This window comes from Curtobacterium sp. MCBD17_034 (genome assembly GCF_003234515.1).
Taxonomy (GTDB): domain Bacteria; phylum Actinomycetota; class Actinomycetes; order Actinomycetales; family Microbacteriaceae; genus Curtobacterium.
The window spans coordinates 298,680-315,442 of sequence record NZ_QKTN01000002.1; the positions used below are offsets into that span (position 1 = coordinate 298,680).

Consider the following 16,763-nt stretch of genomic DNA (forward strand, 5'->3'; position numbering starts at 1 on the left):
CGACCCGGCGTGATCGTCAGTCGGAACCGAGCAATGCCTGCAGGTAGGCCTGGGCGAGTCGCCGCTGCTGGCGTCGGAGGAACGGGCCGAGGAACCGCCACCCGCGCGACGACGGCTGCGAGAACTGCCGCACCTGCAGCCAGACCGAGCCGTCCGTGGTGCGCTCGACGACGAAGGACTCCTCGCCCGACACCGGGTGCCCCTCGAGCGTGCCGTACGCGAAGCCCTTGCGGTCCGGTTCGTCGATCACCGAGACGACGCGGACCGGGGCGTGCACGACCCGCCCGTACGCGTGGATCGTCAGCGTCGCGGTCGTCCCCGCGGTCAGCAAGGGCGTGCCGTCCGGCGCGAACCGCTCGGTCGTCCCGCCGCCGATCGAGGCCGGTGTGACCGGACGACCCTCGTCGTCGAACTCGACGGGGGTGTAGCCGACCTCGTCGTCGTCGGGGACGTCGTCCACGCGGACCCGGATGCCGCTGCGCTCCTGGATCTGCCAGGTCAGGGTCTGGACCCACGCCGTCTCGAACCGCTGGTCGCCGTGGCCGATGCGCGTGCGGGACTCGCTCGGCGTGAACCCCTCGGGCGGGTAGGTCATGAGGTCCGGCGCCTGGGTCGCCCCGACGGCGCCGTAGGTCAGGGCGGTGGGGCGGTGGCTGCCGCGGGTGCTCATCCGCCCATCGTACCGAGCGTGGGATCGCTCCCCCCGGCGAGGACCCGCAGGTAGCGCGCCGTCGTGCGCCGCGACTCCCACTGCACGAACGGCCAGAGCAGCGCCCACAGTCGGTTCGCCGGTCGTGAGAACGACCGCACGACGAGCCAGACCGTGTCATCGGGACGGTGCTCGACGAGGAACGCGACCTCGCCCGACTCGGGGTGCCCGCGACGGGTGCCGTAGGCGAAGCCGCCGCGGGTCTCCTCGTCGACCACGCGGACGGCGCGGACCGGCGCGTGGGTGGTGACGCCGTACGCGCGGATGTGCAGGACAGCACGGTCTCCGGCGTGGAGGCGCGGGTGCGGTCGCCTGGGTCGGGACGGGTCGTGCGGACCGTCCGGGTCCTTCCCGGCCTCCCGGTGGTCCTGGGTCACCCGGTGGTCCTGGGTCTCCCGGTGGTCCTGGGTCTCCCGGTGGTCCTGGGTCTCCCGGACCTCCGGTTCCACCCGGATCCCGACGCGCTCCTGGATCTCCCAGCGGAGCACGGCGTCGACCGCGCGGTCGTGGCAGGCACGACCGCGCCCGATCCGCGCGGCGTCCTGCCGTGCGCGGTACCCCGCTGGCGGGGCCGTCACCAGGTCGGGGGCGAGCGATCCGCCCTCGGGCGCGTAGGTCAGGGCGTCGCGGTCAGCACCGGCACGTGCGGCGTGGGCGCTCCCCGGACCGTCGGCGGTCACTTCTTCTTGGCGTCCTTGGCCTCGGTGTCACCGGAGAGCGCAGCGATGAACGCCTCTTGCGGGACCTCGACGCGACCCACCATCTTCATGCGCTTCTTGCCCTCCTTCTGCTTCTCGAGGAGCTTGCGCTTGCGGGTGATGTCACCGCCGTAGCACTTCGCCAGGACGTCCTTGCGCATGGCACGGATCGATTCGCGCGCGATGATGCGCGCACCGATCGCGGCCTGGATCGGGACCTCGAACTGCTGCCGCGGGATGAGTTCGCGCAGGCGACCGGTCATGAGCACGCCGTACGCGTACGCCTTGTCCCGGTGGACGATCGCGCTGAAGGCGTCGACCTGGTCTCCCTGGAGCAGGATGTCCACCTTGACGAGGTCGGCCTCCTGGTCCCCCATGGGCTCGTAGTCGAGGCTCGCGTACCCCTGCGTGCGGCTCTTCAACTGGTCGAAGAAGTCGAACACGATCTCACCGAGCGGCATCGAGTACCGGAGCTCGACGCGGTCCTCGCCGAGGTACTCCATGCCGAGCATCGTGCCGCGGCGCGACTGGCACAGGTCCATGATCGCGCCCACGTAGTCCTTCGGCGCCAGGATCGCCGCGCGGACGACGGGCTCCTTGACGCTGGCGATCTTGCCCGACGGGAACTCCGACGGGTTCGTGACCTCGACGGTCTTCTTGTCCTCGGTCGTGACCTCGTAAACCACACTCGGCGCGGTGGTGATGAGGTCGAGTCCGAACTCGCGGGACAGCCGCTCCGTGATGATCTCGAGGTGCAACAGCCCGAGGAACCCGCAGCGGAACCCGAAGCCGAGCGCGACCGAGGTCTCGGGTTCGTAGACGAGTGCGGCGTCGGACAGCTTCAGCTTGTCGAGTGCCTCGCGCAGGTCCGGGTAATCGCTGCCGTCGATCGGGTACAGCCCCGAGAACACCATCGGCTTCGGGTCGGTGTAACCGGCCAGCGCCTCCGTGGCGGGCCTCGCGGCGCTCGTGACGGTGTCGCCGACCTTGGACTGCCGGACGTCCTTGACGCCGGTGATGAGGTACCCGACCTCGCCGACCGCCAGGCCCTTCGTCGGTACCGGCTCCGGGCTCGACACCCCGATCTCGAGGATCTCGTGGGTGGTGCGGGTCGACATCATCTGGATCTTCTCGCGGGGGCTGATCCGCCCGTCGACCATGCGCACGTAGGTGACGACACCGCGGTAGCTGTCGTAGACCGAGTCGAAGATCATCGCCCGCGGCTCGGCGTCCAGGCGACCGACCGGCGCCGGGATGCGTTCGACGACCCGGTCGAGCAGCTCCGCCACGCCCACGCCGGTCTTGCCGCTCACGCGCAGGACGTCGGCCGGGTCGCCGCCGATGAGCTGCGCCAGCTCGGCGGCGTACTTGTCCGGCTCCGCGGCGGGCAGGTCGATCTTGTTGAGGACCGGGATGATCTCGAGGTCGTTCTCGAGCGCGAGGTACAGGTTGGCCAGGGTCTGCGCCTCGATCCCCTGGGCGGCGTCGACGAGCAGGATCGCGCCCTCGCACGCGGCGAGCGACCGCGACACCTCGTACGAGAAGTCGACGTGGCCTGGAGTGTCGATCATGTTCAGGGCGAACGTCTGGCCGTCACGCTCCCACGGCATGCGCACGGCCTGCGACTTGATGGTGATCCCGCGCTCGCGCTCGATGTCCATCCGGTCGAGGTACTGCGCCCGCATCGCACGCTCCTCGACGACGCCGGTGATCTGCAGCATGCGGTCGGCCAGCGTCGACTTGCCGTGGTCGATGTGGGCGATGATGCAGAAGTTGCGGATCGCCCCGGCCGCCGTCGACGCGGGTTCGAGTGGTGCGGATGCTTGTGGGCTCACGGTTCCTCTGAGGTCGAGCGGTGGATCGGTCGATTGTTCCACGCGCAGCCGACCGATGCGGCCAGACCCGGCCGCGGCGACCGCGGCGAGGACGGGAGCGACCCTGCCGGCAGGGTCGTCAGCGCGGGTCCGGGAGACGACGGAGACCCTCGCGGAGCACCGCGGGGTCCGCGGCCAGGCACACGCGGATCCACCCCTCACCGGCCCTCCCGAACGCGCTGCCCGGCGCCACCGCGACGCGCTCCGTCAGCAGGAACCGCTCCGCCCATGCCGCGACGTCCCCGTCGGTCGCGTGCGCGACGTCGATCCACAGGTAGAACGCGCCCTCGGGGTCGTTGTACGTGATGCCCTTCGCGTCGAGGACCTGTCGCGCCACCTCGAGGTTCGCGCGGTAGTGGTCACGGGCCTCCTGGACGGCCGAGTGGTCCCCGACGATGGCCGCGAGGGCCGCGAACTGGTCGGGTTCGGCGACACAGCTCACCGTGGCCTCCTGCACCGTCCGCATGGTCCCCGCCATGCCCCTCGGCGTGACGAGGTACCCGACGCGCACGCCGGTCATCGCGTACGTCTTGCTCAGGGAGAACACGCTGAACACCCGGTCGTCCTCGTCGAGGGACGCGGGACTGACATGGCGGGCGCCGAACGTGAAGTACTCGTAGACCTCGTCACTGATGACCCAGAGGTCATGCCGACGGGCGAAGGCGAGCAGCCGCTGCACGGTCTCCGCGCCGACCACCGACCCGAGCGGGTTCGACGGCGAGTTGAGCAGGAGCACGCGCGTGCGGTCGGTCACGCTCGCCTCGAGGGCGTCGAGGTCCGGCTCGAACCCGTGCGCCGGTGCGAGCTCGTACGGCACCGGGACCGCACCGAGCATGTGGGCGTTCATGGTGAAGGTCGTGTAGCCGGGGTCCGGCACGAGGACCTCGTCGCCCGGCGCGAGCAGCAGTGCCATCGCCTGGTGCAGGGCCTGGGTCGCCCCGACCGTCACCCAGACCTGCTCGATCTCGGCGTCGATCCGGTTCTCGCGGGACAGCTTCTCCTGGAGGGCCCGCCGCAGTGGCGCGATCCCGCCGTTCGGCGTGTAGTTGGTCCGGTCCTCGGTCCACGCGCGTCGCGCCGCGTCGCCGATGTGCCGGGCCACGGGCACGTCGGGCTCGCCGACCACGAGCATGATGGCGTCGTCGAGGAGCAGAGCCTGCTCGTAGATCCGCCGGATGCCGGAGTCGGGCACGGTGCTGATGTGCGGCGCGAGCGATGGCATGGCGCAACGCTAGTCGAGGGGTGGCGCGTTGATCGCTCCTCGTGGTCCTGGTAACATTGCTCGCTGGCTTGCGTGTTCCATCTCCCACAGGTGGAGCGCGATCCGCGATCGGACCCTCTATCCCTGTGATCGCGTTCACCCGTCCGAGACACACAGAAAGCAGAACCGCATGGCGAACATCAAGTCGCAGATGAAGCGCATCAAGACCAACCTGAAGGCCCAGGAGCGCAACAAGGCCTACAAGAGCGAGCTCAAGACGTACATCCGCCACACGAACGAGGCCATCGCCGCCGGCGACAAGGACAAGGCCACCGCCGCCCTCGTCGTCGCGACGAAGAAGCTCGACAAGGCCGTGAGCAAGGGCGTCATCCACAAGAACCAGGCCGCGAACCGCAAGTCCGCGATCTCGAAGAAGGTCGCCGCGCTCTGATCTGAGCGCTGGCCGAGCCGCACCTCGCCGAACGCCCCCGACACTTCGGTGCCGGGGGCGTTCCGCGTGTCCGGCGCGGCGCAGCTCGGGCTTGGGGGTCAGCACGGCGCAGGGGTCGGCACTGCGCAGGGGCCGCACTGCGCAGGGGTCGGCACCCGGCGGATCCGGCCTGCGGGATCAGCACCCGGCCGACCATGCCCGGCCCGGTCAGGTCCCCTCACCGCGGCGGGCGATGACGCGAACCATCACCTCGAGCGCGTAGTGGGCGTCGCGGGACCCGCCCTTCACCGCCGTGTCGGCGGCCGCGATGCTGAGGATCGCGTTCGCGAGGCCGGCCTCGCTCCAGCCCTGGACGTCTCGCTGCGCCCGCTGCACCTGCCACGGTGCCAGCCCGAGCGCCGATGCCGCCTGCCCGCTCGACCCGCGGAAGGAACTGACCTTCGCCATCGTGCGGATCTTGCTCGCGAACGCCGCGACGATCGGCACGGGGGCCTCGCCGGTCGCCAGGGCGTGCCGGAGCTGCACGACGGCCGGCCCCGATCGACCGGCGAGCGCGATGTCGGCCACCTTGAAGGCGTTCGTCTCAACCCGGCCGCCGTAGTACCGGTCCACCGTCCGGTCCGTGATCTCCTGGTCGTCGTCGGCGAGCAGCTGACGACAGGCGGCAGCGAGTTCGGCGAGGTCGTCCGCGAACGCCGCGACGAGGGTGCGGACCGCGGACGGGCTGATCTTCCGGCGCGCGGCGCGGAACTCGGCCTGGACGAAGTCGATCCGGTCGGTCTCCTTCTTCAGTTCGTCGCACTGGACCTCGATCCCGCCGCCGGTGCCGCCACGGATCGCGTCGAGTAGTTTCTTCCCGCGGACGCCGCCGCCATGCCGGAGCACGAGCGTGACGTCGTCGGCCGGGGCCTGGAGGTAGGAGAGGGTCTCGGTGATGAACGCGTCCGTGCACTTCTCGACCTGGACGACGCGCAGGAGGCGGGGTTCGCCGAACAGCGAGGGGCTGGCGAGGGTCGCGAGCAGCCCAGGCGCGTACTGGTCGGCCTCGAGATCGTGGACCTCGAGTGCAGGGTCCTCGGCGAGCAGGAGATCGCGCAGCGAGGTGATCGCTCGTTCGGCGAGGAAGGTCTCGGGTCCCGTCACGAGGACGACCGGTGCCGGCCGGATCGCCGACCACGGGACCTGGTCGATCGCCGCGGCTGCGCGCGCTGGTCTCTTCGCCGCCATGGTGTGCCTCCCGCTCGGGACGTTGGTGGACCCGACCGTGCCCGACCCGGTCCACGCCGGGCTCCGACCCGACCGACCTCCAGCAGTGTACGGGCGACCGGCGACACCCCCGCAGTGGGATCGCCTCGGTCGGGCCGCTCGCGCCAGACGCGGAGGTCGCCGCCCGACGGGGAGAGCACGACCGTACCGTTCTGATCGGTGCGGAGCGCCGCCGTGCCCGCTGCCTCCAACATCGCGAGCGCGCGGTCGGTGGGATGCCCGTAGGGGTTGTCGGCACCCACGCTCACGATGCCCACCCGAGCCGACACCGCTCGGTACAGCGCCGGGTCCTGGTCGGCGGAGCCGTGGTGCGCGACCTTGACGACGTCGACGGGTGGCCAGCCTCCGGCTGCCGTCACCATGGCGAGCAGCCGTCGCTGCGCCGCCTCGCCGAGGTCGCCGAGGAACAGCGACGACAGGCAGTCGGAGCAACGCCGGGACGGCTCGAACAGGACCGTGACGCTCGCGTCGTTCCCGCCCTCGGTGGTCGACGGAGGGGGCCACACCACCCGCCACGGCAGATCCCCGAGCGTGCCGGCGGTGCCTGCGCCCGCCGTGACCACGTCGGCACCCGCGCGCCGCAGGGTGGCGACGACGTCGGCGTCCGCCGCGCGGCCGAGCGGGCCGACGAGGGCGGTCCCGACACGGTCGGCTACCACCCCGACCGCACCCACGTGGTCGCGGTCGTAGTGCGAGGCCACGAAGAGGTCGATCCGGTCGATCCCCAGTAGGTCGAGGCAGCGCTCGAGCCGCTCCGGCTCGTCGCCCGTGTCGACGAGCGCGACCGCATCGTCCCGCCGCACCAGGACCGCGTCGCCCTGGCCGACGTCGCAGGCCGCGAGCGACCAGTCGGCGGGGACGCTCCCCCGGACGACGGCGTCGGGCACGACGACGACCGAGACGCCGATCACCCCGACCACCACCGCCGCGGCCACGGGGACCGCCCGTGCAGCACGGCGCACGAACACGGCCGCCACGACCGCCGCGCTCACCAGTGCGGCCGTCGCGGCGCCGAACGGGCCGGCCGGCCAGGGGACCACCGCGAACGGGAGTGCCGCGGCCGCCCGCGCGACGACGGCGATGACCGCGGCGGGTGCCCACGCGGCGGCCGCGAGGAACCAGGCACCGGTCGACCAGATGGGCGCGAGCGCGCACGCCGCCAGCCCGAGGACGGTCGCGACGGGAGCCAACGGCTCCGTGACCAGGTTCGTGAGCACGGCGTACGTCGGGATGGACGGCGCGAGCACCACGGTGACGGGCCAGCACGCGGCCTGCGCCGCGACCGGTACCGCGAGCGACGCCGCGACCACTGGTCCGAGTCGTCCGGCGAGACGCGACGCCAGGACCGGGGCGACCACCACGACCCCCGCGGTGGCCAGGACGGAGAGCGCGAACCCGAAGGACCGGGCGAGCCACGGGTCGACGACGAGCATGCCGATGGTCGCCAGCGCCACGAGCGGTGCGCCCTGCACGGGTCGTCCACGCAGGTGCACGACGAGCACGACGACCGCCATGATCGTCGCGCGCACGATGCTCGGATCCGGTCGCACGAGCAGGACGAATGCGCCGAGCACGACGACCGAGACCACGACACGCGCCAGCCGCGGGGCGCGTGCGGCGCGGCCGACGAGCATCACGAGTCCGACGAGCACCGCGCAGTTCGAGCCGGAGACGGCGGTGAGGTGCGTCAGTGCGGTCACCTCCATCGCATCCGCGGTCCGGTCGTCGATACCGCTCCGGTCCCCGATCGCGAGCCCGCGCAGCAGGCCGGCTCCGGGGCCGGGCAGTCTCCCGGTGACCTCGGCGAACGCGCGGCGGGCGATCGTGCTGGCCAGGAGCAGCGCCGCGGGAGCGTGGACGACCTCGGGGTCGCCCCGGGTGAAGAGCAGGACGGACGCGGTCGCACCCGGCGTCCCGGCGACCAGCTCCGCCTGCACACGCACCGTGGCACCCGCGACGAGTGGGACGGCGACGTCGCTGGCACCCGGGCCGTGCTCCGTCGAGCCCGGCTCCGCGAGGACCACGCGGGCGGGGACGCGGAGGCCGGTGGTCGTGCTCGTCTCGCCACCCGCGCGGTGTTCCATCCGGACGAGGCGCCCGGGGACCGTTCGCTCACCCGGTTCGCCGTCGCGCTCGAGCACGACCTCGGCGACCACGGCCGCCCCGTCGTCGATCGCTCGGATGGCTTCCGGACGCCGGACGGCGTCACGCACGTCGACGGCGACCGCGACGAGGGCCACGAGCAGCAGGGCGGGCGCGACGAGGCCGACGACGCCGAGCGGTCCGCTGTGCGCTCGGGGTGGCGGGCCCGCCCGCCCGCGACGGACCGCCTGGAGGACGACCAGGACCGCTGTGGCCGCGGCGACTCCCGCGGCCACGGCGACCGGGACCGCGTGCGCGGGACTGGCGACCAGGACCACCGCGACCACCCAGGCCACGGCCACCGGCACGACGAGGCGGAGATCGGGACGCGGCGCACCGAGCGACGTCACACCCGCACCCGGTCCCGGAGGTCCGCGAAGGTCGCGTCACCGATCCCGCTGACGTCGAGCAGGTCCTCGACGCTCGAGAACCGGCCGTGCTCGGTCCGCCACGCGACGATCCGGTCGGCGAGCGCCGGTCCGATGCCGGGCAGGGTCTCCAGGGCGGTGGCATCGGCGGTGTTGAGGTCCACCAGGGTCGGGCCCTCCCCACGACCGACGGACGCACTCCCGCCCCCCACGACGGGTCCCGGAGCCTCGGGGACGTCGTCCTCGCCGTCACGCGGCACGTACAGTTGCTCGCCGTCCACCAGCGGCCGGGCGAGGTTCACCCGGCTCAGGTCTGCGTGGTCGGCCGCCCCGCCGGCCTCGGTGACCGCGTCGTCGACGCGGGCACCGACCGGGAGCTCGACGAGGCCCGGCGTGGCGACGGCTCCGAGCACGTGGACGACGACGGTCGCGGGCGTCGCCGCTGGGGGGACCACTCCCGTGGACGCCGTGGCGGGCGCCGACACCGAGACCGCATCGGCGGAGCGCTGGACCGTCGTGGCGTGGTCGGTCAGTGCGCCCACCGCCAACAGCACGAGCGCCACGACCGTCACGGCGATGGCGACGACCACGAGGGCGCGCGGCCGGATCCAGGTGCGGACCGGTGCGGTGTCGTCGAACTCGTCTCCCGTCATGCTCCGACGCTAGGGGCGCTCCCGACGCCGAACGGCCCCGCCGGTGCGTCCTGTGTCGGGACGCCCCAGCGGGGCCATTGTGGAGGAGTGGGCGCGGAGGGCAGTCAGCCCCGGATCGCGATGTTGACCAGCTTCGGCGCGCGGACGATCACCTTGACGATCTCGCGCTCACCGATGAACCGCTGCACCGATGCGGAGGACCGGGCCAGCGCCTCCAGGGCGTCCGCGTCGATCGACGGCGGCACCTCGAACGTGTCGCGCACCTTGCCGTTGACCTGCACGACCGCCGTGACGCTCTCCTGCACGAGCAGGGTGGGATCGGCCTTCCGCCAACCGTGTGTCGCCACCGACGGCTCGTACCCGAGCCGCTCCCACATCTCCTCGCCGGTGTACGGCGCGAAGACACTCAGACCGAGCGCGACGGTCTCGGTGGCCTCGCGCACCGCGGGGTCTGCCGGCCCGACACCCGAGTCGATGGCCTTGCGCGTGACGTTGACCAGGTCCATGAGCCGCGCGATGACGACGTTGAACTTGAAGGACTCCATGAGACCGGGCGCGTCGGCGAGGAACCGGTGGGTGACGCGGCGCAGCGCACGGTCGCCCTCGGCCCACACCGCGTTCGGAGCCGACGTCACGTCCACCGCCAGGCGGTAGGCGCGAGCGAGGAAGCGCGCGCTCGCGGCGGGCGAGACGTCCTCCCAGTTGATGTCGTCCTCCGGCGGACCGGCGAAGCCCATCACCAGACGGATGGCGTCGACCCCGTGCGCGTCGAGCTCGTCCCCGAGGCTGACGCCGCCCTTCGACTTCGACATCTTCGACCCGCCGGACAGCACCATGCCCTGGTTGAGCAGCGCGTTGAAGGGCTCGGTGAAGTCGATGTACCCGAGGTCGAACAGGACCTTCGTGACGAACCGCGCGTAGAGCAGGTGCAGGATCGCGTGCTCGACGCCGCCGATGTACTGGTCGACGGGCGCCCACTTGCGCGCCTCGGCCGGGTCGAACGCCTGGGTGTCGTCGTTCGGGCTCAGGAACCGCAGGAAGTACCACGACGAGTCCACGAAGGTGTCCATCGTGTCGGCGTCGCGCTTGGCAGGAGTGCCGTCCACCGGGTTCGGCACGTTCACCCAGTCCTCGGCGCCGCCGAGCGGGCTCGTGCCCTTCGGCTTGAGGTCGAGTCCCTCGCTCGGCGGGAGCAGCACGGGGAGCTGGTCCTCGGGCACCGGGTACTCGGTGCCGTCGTCGCCGTGGATGATCGGGATCGGCGTGCCCCAGTACCGCTGGCGGGAGATGAGCCAGTCGCGCAGTCGGTACGTCTTGGCGGCGCGACCGGTGCCCTTCTCCGAGAGCAGCCGGATCGCAGCCTGGATCGCGTGCTGCTTGCTCATGCCGTCGAGCGGACCGGACGCGATCATCCGCCCCTGTCCGGTCAGCGCGACACCGGTCGATGCCGGGTCGAGTGGCGGCAGGTCGAAGTCCTCGAGGGTCGCGCCCTCGGGGATCACCGGGAGGGCACCGGTGACGGCCGCGTTCGTGTCGACGACCACCTTGACCGGGAGGCCGAACACGCGTGCGAAGTCGAGGTCGCGTTGGTCGTGGGCCGGCACCGCCATGACCGCACCGTGGCCGTAGTCCGCGAGCACGTAGTCGGCCGCCCAGATGGGCAGGCGCTCCCCCGTGACCGGATGCAGGGCGAACCGGTTGAGCGGGACACCGGTCTTCGGCCGGTCGGCGTTCTGCCGGTCGATCTCGCTCGTCGCCTGGGTCTCGGTCAGGTACTCGGCGAAGGCCGCCTGCGTCGCGTCGTCCGACGACGCGACGAGTTCGGCGGCGAGGTCACTGTCCGGGGCGACGACGAGGAACGTGACGCCGAAGACCGTGTCGGGTCGCGTCGTGAAGACGGTGACGGGTTCGTCCCGCCCCTCGATCACGAAGTCGACGTCGGCGCCGACGGATCGACCGATCCAGTTGCGCTGCATGGCGATGACCTTCGCCGGCCAGGTGCCCTCGAGCTGGTTGAGGTCATCGAGCAACCGGTCCGCGTAGTCCGTGATCCGGAAGTACCACTGCGTCAACTTCTTCTTGACGACCACGGCGCCCGAGCGGTCGGACGTGCCGTCCGGCAACACCTGCTCGTTCGCCAGGACGGTCTGGTCCACCGGGTCCCAGTTGACCCAGCTGTCCTTCCGGTACGCCAGGCCCTTCTCGTACATCTTGAGGAACAGCCACTGGTTCCACTTGTAGTACTCGGGGTCCGACGTGTGCAGCTCGCGCGTCCAGTCGAAGGACGGGGCGTAGCGCTTGAACGAGGCCTTCTGTTGTTCGATGTTCGCGTACGTCCAGGCGCGGGGGTCGATCCCGCGCTTGATGGCCGCGTTCTCGGCGGGCAGGCCGAACGAGTCCCACCCGATCGGGTGCAGCACGTTGAAGCCCTGCTGCCGCCAGTACCGGGCGACGAAGTCGCCGAGTGCCCAGTTCTCGGCGTGACCCATGTGCAGGTCTCCGGACGGGTAGGGGAACATCTCGAGGATGTACTTGCGCGGGCGGCGGTCCTCCGGGTCCGTCGTGAAGAGCCCGAGGTCCGACCAGATGCGCTGCCACTTGTCCTGGATGCGCCGGGGGTCGTAGGCGTGCGGGTCCTCGACGTGTTGCTCGATGGTCACGGAACTCTCATTCGGTCGGGAGGGACGGGTCACCGCACACGAGCGGGTGACCGACGATCAAGGGTACCGAACCGAGCCGGGCCGCACGCCGCACGGGGACGGATGCCGGGCACTCGCCCGACGTCCGTCCCCGTGTCGGTGGTCAGTTCGCCGCGCTGCTCAGAGCAGTCCCTTGTCGGTGAGGAACTTCTTGGCGATCTGCGCCGACTTCTCCTTGTCCACGGTGCTCTCGGTGTTGAGCTGGATCAGCGCGGACGTGGTCAGGGCCTTGTCGACCTTCTCGATGTCGGTGGCGGCCTTGCCGGTCACCTTCTTCGAGACGATCGGCGTCACGTTCTGCGGCAGGATCAGGTGCTTCGGGTCCTTGAGGGTGACGAAGTCGTTCGCCTTGATGCTCGGGTCGGCGCTGTAGATGTCGGCGAGCTGCACCGTGCCGTCCTTGAGCGCCTTGACGGTGAGCGCGCCGCCCGAGTCCTCGATCGCGGTGAACCCGACGGTGGCACCGTAGGTGGACTTGAGGCCGTTCGGCCCGTAGGGACGGGTCTGGAACTCGGAGTTCCCCCCGACGGTCAGCTTCGTGGAGACGTCCTTCAGGTCGGCCAGGCTGGTCACGTGGTTCTGCTGCGAGAACTGCTTGGTGACCGTGTAGCTGTCCTGGTCCGTCGCCGCCGCTGCGGGGAGCGCACGGATCCCGCTCGGCAGGGCGGACTTGAGACCCGCGGCGATCTCCGCGGGGCTCGACGCCGTGGACTTCTTGTCGTAGTACTGGAGCAGGTTGCCGCTGTACTCGGGCATGACGTCGATCGCGCCCTTCTGCATCTGCGGCAGGTAGACCTCACGTTGCCCGATGTTGAAGTTCCGCTTCACGTCGTAGCCGTCGTGCTCGAGCACCTGCGAGTACAGCTCGGCGATGATCTCGTTCGAGTAGTACTGCTGCGAGCCCACGACGATGGTCGAGGACCCGGCGGCGGACGACGCGCTGCTGCCCGCGATGGGGCTGCTCGAGGAGCAGCCGGTGAGCGCCGCGACGGCGCCGACGGCCAGTGCGGCCGCGATGCCGAGGCGGAGTCTGGTTGCTGTGGTCACGAGGGGTTTCCTTCCGGGAGGGGATTGTGGGAGGACGCGTGCGTCACCCGGGAACGCGAGCCCGAACGGCCGGCGACGCCCGCGGGCACCACCGCCCGCTGGAACCCGGCGAAGAGGATCTCGAAGACGATGGCGAGTGCGATCACGAGGATCGACGAGCCGAGCATCTCCGCGTAGTCCTGGATCTTGAGGCCGAGGAACAGGTAGCCGCCGAGACCGCCGGCCCCGACGTACGCCGCGAGGGTCGCCGTCGCGACGACCTGGAGGACCGCGGCCCGGATGCCCCCGATGAGCAGCGGCAGGCCGAGCGGGATCTCGACCTTCCAGAGGATCTGCCACTCGGTCATGCCCATGGCACGGGCCGCGTCCACGGTCACCGGGTCGACGGCCTCGATGCCGGCGTAGGCGCCGGCGAGCACCGACGGGATCGCGAGCACGACCAGGGCGATGAGCGGGGCGGACAGTCCGACGCCGAGCGCGATGCCGAGCAGCGTCAGCACGCCGAGCGTCGGCAACGCACGGATGCCGCCGGAGAGGGCGATCGCCACGCTCCGCGCGCGACCGGTGTGTCCGATCGCGAACCCGATCGGGATCGCGATGACCGCGGCGATCCCGACCGCGAGGAGCGTGATCCACACGTGTTCCCAGAGGCGCGTCGGGATGCCGGTGGGTCCGGGGTAGTTGGTGGGGTCGAACACCCACGCGAACGCCTGGCCGATGATCACGAGGTCACCTCCGCGACCGGTGCGGTGGATCGGGCGGCGCGCCGTCGCGTGGCGCGGGGCATGGACCGGGTCCATGGGAGCACCAACCGCCCGAGCAGCACGAGCAGGCCGTCGAGCACGAACGCCAGGACCAGGACCAGGACGATCCCGGACCCGATCTCCTCGGGGATCGTGCGCTGGATGCCGTCCGTGAACAGCGACCCGAGGCTCTGCACCCCGAGCACCGCGCCGACCGTCGTCAGCGAGATCGTCGACACCGAGACGACCCGGAGGCCGGCGAGCAGCACCGGTCCCGCGAGCGGCAGGTCGACCCGGAAGAACCGCTGCACCGGCGAGTACCCCATGGCGACGGCGGCTGCCTGCGTGGCCGGGTCGACGGACGACAGCGCGTCGGCCGTCGACCGCACCATGAGCGCGAGCCCGTACAGCGTCAGCGCGACGACGATGTTGACGGGGTCCTGCAGGTCGGTGCCGATCACCGCCGGCAGCGCGATGAACAACGGAAGGGACGGGATCGCGTAGAGCAGGCTGGCGACGGCGACGATGCCGCCGCCGGCCCCCCGGGCGAGCCTCCGGGGCGCCCCGCCGTCCGTCGAGGGGCTGCGCAGTTTGACGACGAGCCACCCGATGGGGATCGACAGGAGGAAGCTGACGACGATCGCCGGCAATGCGGTCGCCAGGTGCGCCAGCGTGTCCGACCAGATGATGTCGAGGTTCGACCACACCCAGGTCACGACGCGCTCCCACCCTGCGCCGCAGCACCCGCCGCGGGGTACGCGGCGGCCTCGGAGACGGATGGGACGGGTCCGGTGAGCACACCGGCGGCACGACCGTCGGCGTCGACCACCACGGGACCACCGGGTGTCTGCTCGATGCGGAGGGCGCGGCGGCCGCGACCGGCACCGACGAAGTCGGCGACGAAGTCATCGGCGGGCGACGACATGATCTCGGCCGGCGTTCCCTGTTGCGCGATCACCCCGCCCTTGCGGAGGATGACGACCTGGTCGCCCAAGCGGAAGGCCTCGTCGATGTCGTGGGTCACGAACACGACGGTCTTGCCGAGTTCTCGTTGGAGCCGGATGAGCTCGTTCTGCAGATCCGTCCGCACGAGGGGGTCGACCGCGCCGAACGGCTCGTCCATGAGGAGGATGTTCGGGTCGACGGCGAGGCCACGGGCGACCCCGACACGCTGCTGCTGACCCCCCGAGAGCTGCGAGGGGTACCGGTCGGCGAGGCCGCGGTCGAGTCCGACGGTGTCCATGAGCTCGAGCGCACGCTCCCGTGCGCGGGCCTTGGGGACACCGGTCAGCAGCGGCACGGTCGCGATGTTGTCGACGACCTTCCGGTGCGGCAGGAGTCCGCTGTTCTGCATCACGTACCCGATGCGGCGGCGGAGTCCGACCGGCGGGACCGCCGCGACGTCCTCGCCGTCGATCTCGACACTGCCCGCGGTCGGGTCCACCATGCGGTTGATCATCCGGAGCAGGGTGGTCTTGCCGCAGCCGCTCGACCCGACGAAGACCGTCGTGGTCCGGGACGGGATCACCAGGTCGAAGTGCTCGACTGCGATGGTGCCGTCCGGGTACTGCTTGCGCACCGATCGGAACTCGATCATGGATGCTTGGCCCTTCCGGTTCCTGGGTGCGTCTGGTGGACGCGTGCCCGTCGATCTCCCGCCGATGGGTGGAGGTCGTCCCGCCCACGTACTGAAGCATGCTTCGGCGCGATGGGCAATCACGGATTGCGTACGCGGACATCCGACGCCCTGCTCCGCCGGATCGACCGATCGAGCGGGGTACGAGCGCACCGCACCGGAGGGGTACGGACGGTCAGGAGCGTACCCGGGTCCGCCGACGCTCGCGTCGGGACGATGACGAATCGTGACGTGGCGGACGACGACGCCCGCCCCCGAGAGCGGGAGCGGGCGTCGTCCGGTGGCCCCGGGTCAGGCGTCGGCGAGGACCGATCGCAGGTACGCGCGGGACATCGCCCGGAACTCCTCGACGAGTGCGGCGTCCCCGGCACCGGGCACCCGGTGTGCGCGGGCGAGGACCGCGTGCCCGGCCTCGGTCAGGACGGTCCACGCCCGACTCATCCGCTCGGAGTCCGGGAACCCGAAGCGCTCGCGGAAGATGACGGCGACCGCGCCGCCCAGTTGGGACATCCGGTCCTCGGTGCCGTCGTCGCCCTCGGTGACGTCACCGAAGCGGACCGCACGGAACCCCGGCTCCGTACGGTACATCTCGACCGTCATGTCGATGAGCGCGTCCGCGCCCTGCTCCCACGTCGTCGCGCCGCTCGCGTCGATCGACGAGACGAACCGCTCGGCGAGCCGTTGGGCGCACCGGATCGCGAGCGCCTCCACGACCGCGATGCGATCCGGGAAGTACCGGTAGACCGTCCCGATCGAGGCTCCGGCCCGCTCGGCGACCATGGCGGTCGTCAGGCGCTCGAGCCCGATCTCGTCGATCACCGCGGCCGCAGCGTCGAGGAGCCCGGCGAGGCGCGCCGAACTGCGGGCTTGGACCGGCTCGTTCCTGAGCAGTGATGATCCCCCCGGCAGTGCGTTCGATACCTCGGTGACGAGCACGTGTTCTCCTCCTCGCGCGAACGCGATGCTGGTCGACGGCCCGAGCGGCCGATGGCGGCGGGACGAACGGGCGTCCGCGCCGCGACGGGCGACGGACCCGCCGACGTGTTGATGTGACGGTCACAATGGTCGCACCGAGCGCCTGGGTCGACGCTGCGTTTCGACTCCTCGGAGGCAACGCGTGTCGTGGGACGCCCGTCCGGCCAGGGCAGGACGGGAGGGGCGACGCGACCGGCACGGTGCACGCACCGACCGACGGATCACCCGCGTCCCCGTGCGCGGCGTCATGACATCACCCGACCGCGGCCGATGGCGGCGGCGACTCGGCAGAGGGTCGGCC

General features: G+C 71.3%; 14 protein-coding genes. 1 reads left to right on the forward strand and 13 read right to left on the reverse strand.

What is annotated here, in order from left to right; genetic code table 11:
- Positions 1-16 precede the first annotated feature (16 nt).
- From DEI92_RS05160 to DEI92_RS05175, 4 genes are all read right to left on the reverse strand, one after another.
- Entirely contained in the window at positions 17-670 is a 654-nt protein-coding gene (locus DEI92_RS05160; protein ID WP_111008666.1) for a DUF1990 family protein, read from the reverse strand.
- Positions 667-1,389 carry a DUF1990 family protein gene (locus DEI92_RS05165; protein WP_181434651.1) on the reverse strand — a complete coding sequence of 241 codons (723 nt, stop codon included), beginning with the start codon at positions 1,387-1,389 and terminating at the stop codon, positions 667-669. The genes DEI92_RS05160 and DEI92_RS05165 overlap by 4 nt, the downstream gene beginning before the upstream one ends.
- Complete coding sequence (lepA, locus tag DEI92_RS05170; protein WP_111008664.1) at positions 1,386-3,242, reverse strand: translation elongation factor 4; 1,857 nt, start codon at positions 3,240-3,242, stop codon at positions 1,386-1,388. Before lepA ends, DEI92_RS05165 begins: the two co-directional genes overlap by 4 nt.
- A gap of 118 nt (positions 3,243-3,360) precedes the next feature.
- Positions 3,361-4,503, reverse strand: a complete 1,143-nt coding sequence (locus DEI92_RS05175) for a pyridoxal phosphate-dependent aminotransferase (protein WP_111012608.1) — start codon at positions 4,501-4,503, stop codon at positions 3,361-3,363.
- Positions 4,504-4,672: 169 nt separating this feature from the next.
- On the opposite strand from DEI92_RS05175, the gene rpsT reads away from it, so the two are divergent.
- A complete protein-coding gene (gene rpsT, locus DEI92_RS05180) occupies positions 4,673-4,933 on the forward strand; it encodes a 30S ribosomal protein S20 (protein ID WP_111008662.1) in 261 nt (86 codons plus the stop codon).
- Positions 4,934-5,140: 207 nt separating this feature from the next.
- Here rpsT and holA read toward each other — a convergent pair whose 3' ends face one another.
- The 9 genes from holA to DEI92_RS05225 form a co-directional block, all read right to left on the reverse strand.
- Complete coding sequence (holA, locus tag DEI92_RS05185) at positions 5,141-6,160, reverse strand: DNA polymerase III subunit delta (protein WP_111012609.1); 1,020 nt, start codon at positions 6,158-6,160, stop codon at positions 5,141-5,143.
- Positions 6,073-8,691: a ComEC/Rec2 family competence protein gene (locus DEI92_RS05190; protein ID WP_111012610.1), complete on the reverse strand. Its 2,619-nt coding sequence runs from the start codon at positions 8,689-8,691 to the stop codon at positions 6,073-6,075. Before DEI92_RS05190 ends, holA begins: the two co-directional genes overlap by 88 nt.
- The gene (locus DEI92_RS05195) at positions 8,688-9,362 is read right to left on the reverse strand and encodes a ComEA family DNA-binding protein (protein WP_111012611.1); all 675 of its coding nucleotides are present in this window, start codon (positions 9,360-9,362) and stop codon (positions 8,688-8,690) included. The genes DEI92_RS05190 and DEI92_RS05195 overlap by 4 nt, the downstream gene beginning before the upstream one ends.
- A gap of 104 nt (positions 9,363-9,466) precedes the next feature.
- Positions 9,467-12,022, reverse strand: a complete 2,556-nt coding sequence (leuS, locus tag DEI92_RS05200) for a leucine--tRNA ligase (RefSeq protein WP_111012612.1) — start codon at positions 12,020-12,022, stop codon at positions 9,467-9,469.
- A gap of 159 nt (positions 12,023-12,181) precedes the next feature.
- On the reverse strand, positions 12,182-13,108 hold the full coding sequence (locus tag DEI92_RS05205) for an ABC transporter substrate-binding protein (RefSeq protein ID WP_111012613.1): 927 nt from the start codon (positions 13,106-13,108) through the stop codon (positions 12,182-12,184).
- On the reverse strand, positions 13,105-13,833 hold the full coding sequence (locus DEI92_RS05210; protein ID WP_111012858.1) for an ABC transporter permease: 729 nt from the start codon (positions 13,831-13,833) through the stop codon (positions 13,105-13,107). Before DEI92_RS05210 ends, DEI92_RS05205 begins: the two co-directional genes overlap by 4 nt.
- Positions 13,830-14,567, reverse strand: a complete 738-nt coding sequence (locus DEI92_RS05215) for an ABC transporter permease (protein WP_111012614.1) — start codon at positions 14,565-14,567, stop codon at positions 13,830-13,832. Before DEI92_RS05215 ends, DEI92_RS05210 begins: the two co-directional genes overlap by 4 nt.
- Complete coding sequence (locus DEI92_RS05220; RefSeq protein ID WP_111012615.1) at positions 14,564-15,448, reverse strand: ABC transporter ATP-binding protein; 885 nt, start codon at positions 15,446-15,448, stop codon at positions 14,564-14,566. The genes DEI92_RS05215 and DEI92_RS05220 overlap by 4 nt, the downstream gene beginning before the upstream one ends.
- Before the next feature lie 330 nt (positions 15,449-15,778).
- Entirely contained in the window at positions 15,779-16,423 is a 645-nt protein-coding gene (locus DEI92_RS05225) for a TetR/AcrR family transcriptional regulator (RefSeq protein WP_181434655.1), read from the reverse strand.
- Positions 16,424-16,763: the final 340 nt, after the last annotated feature.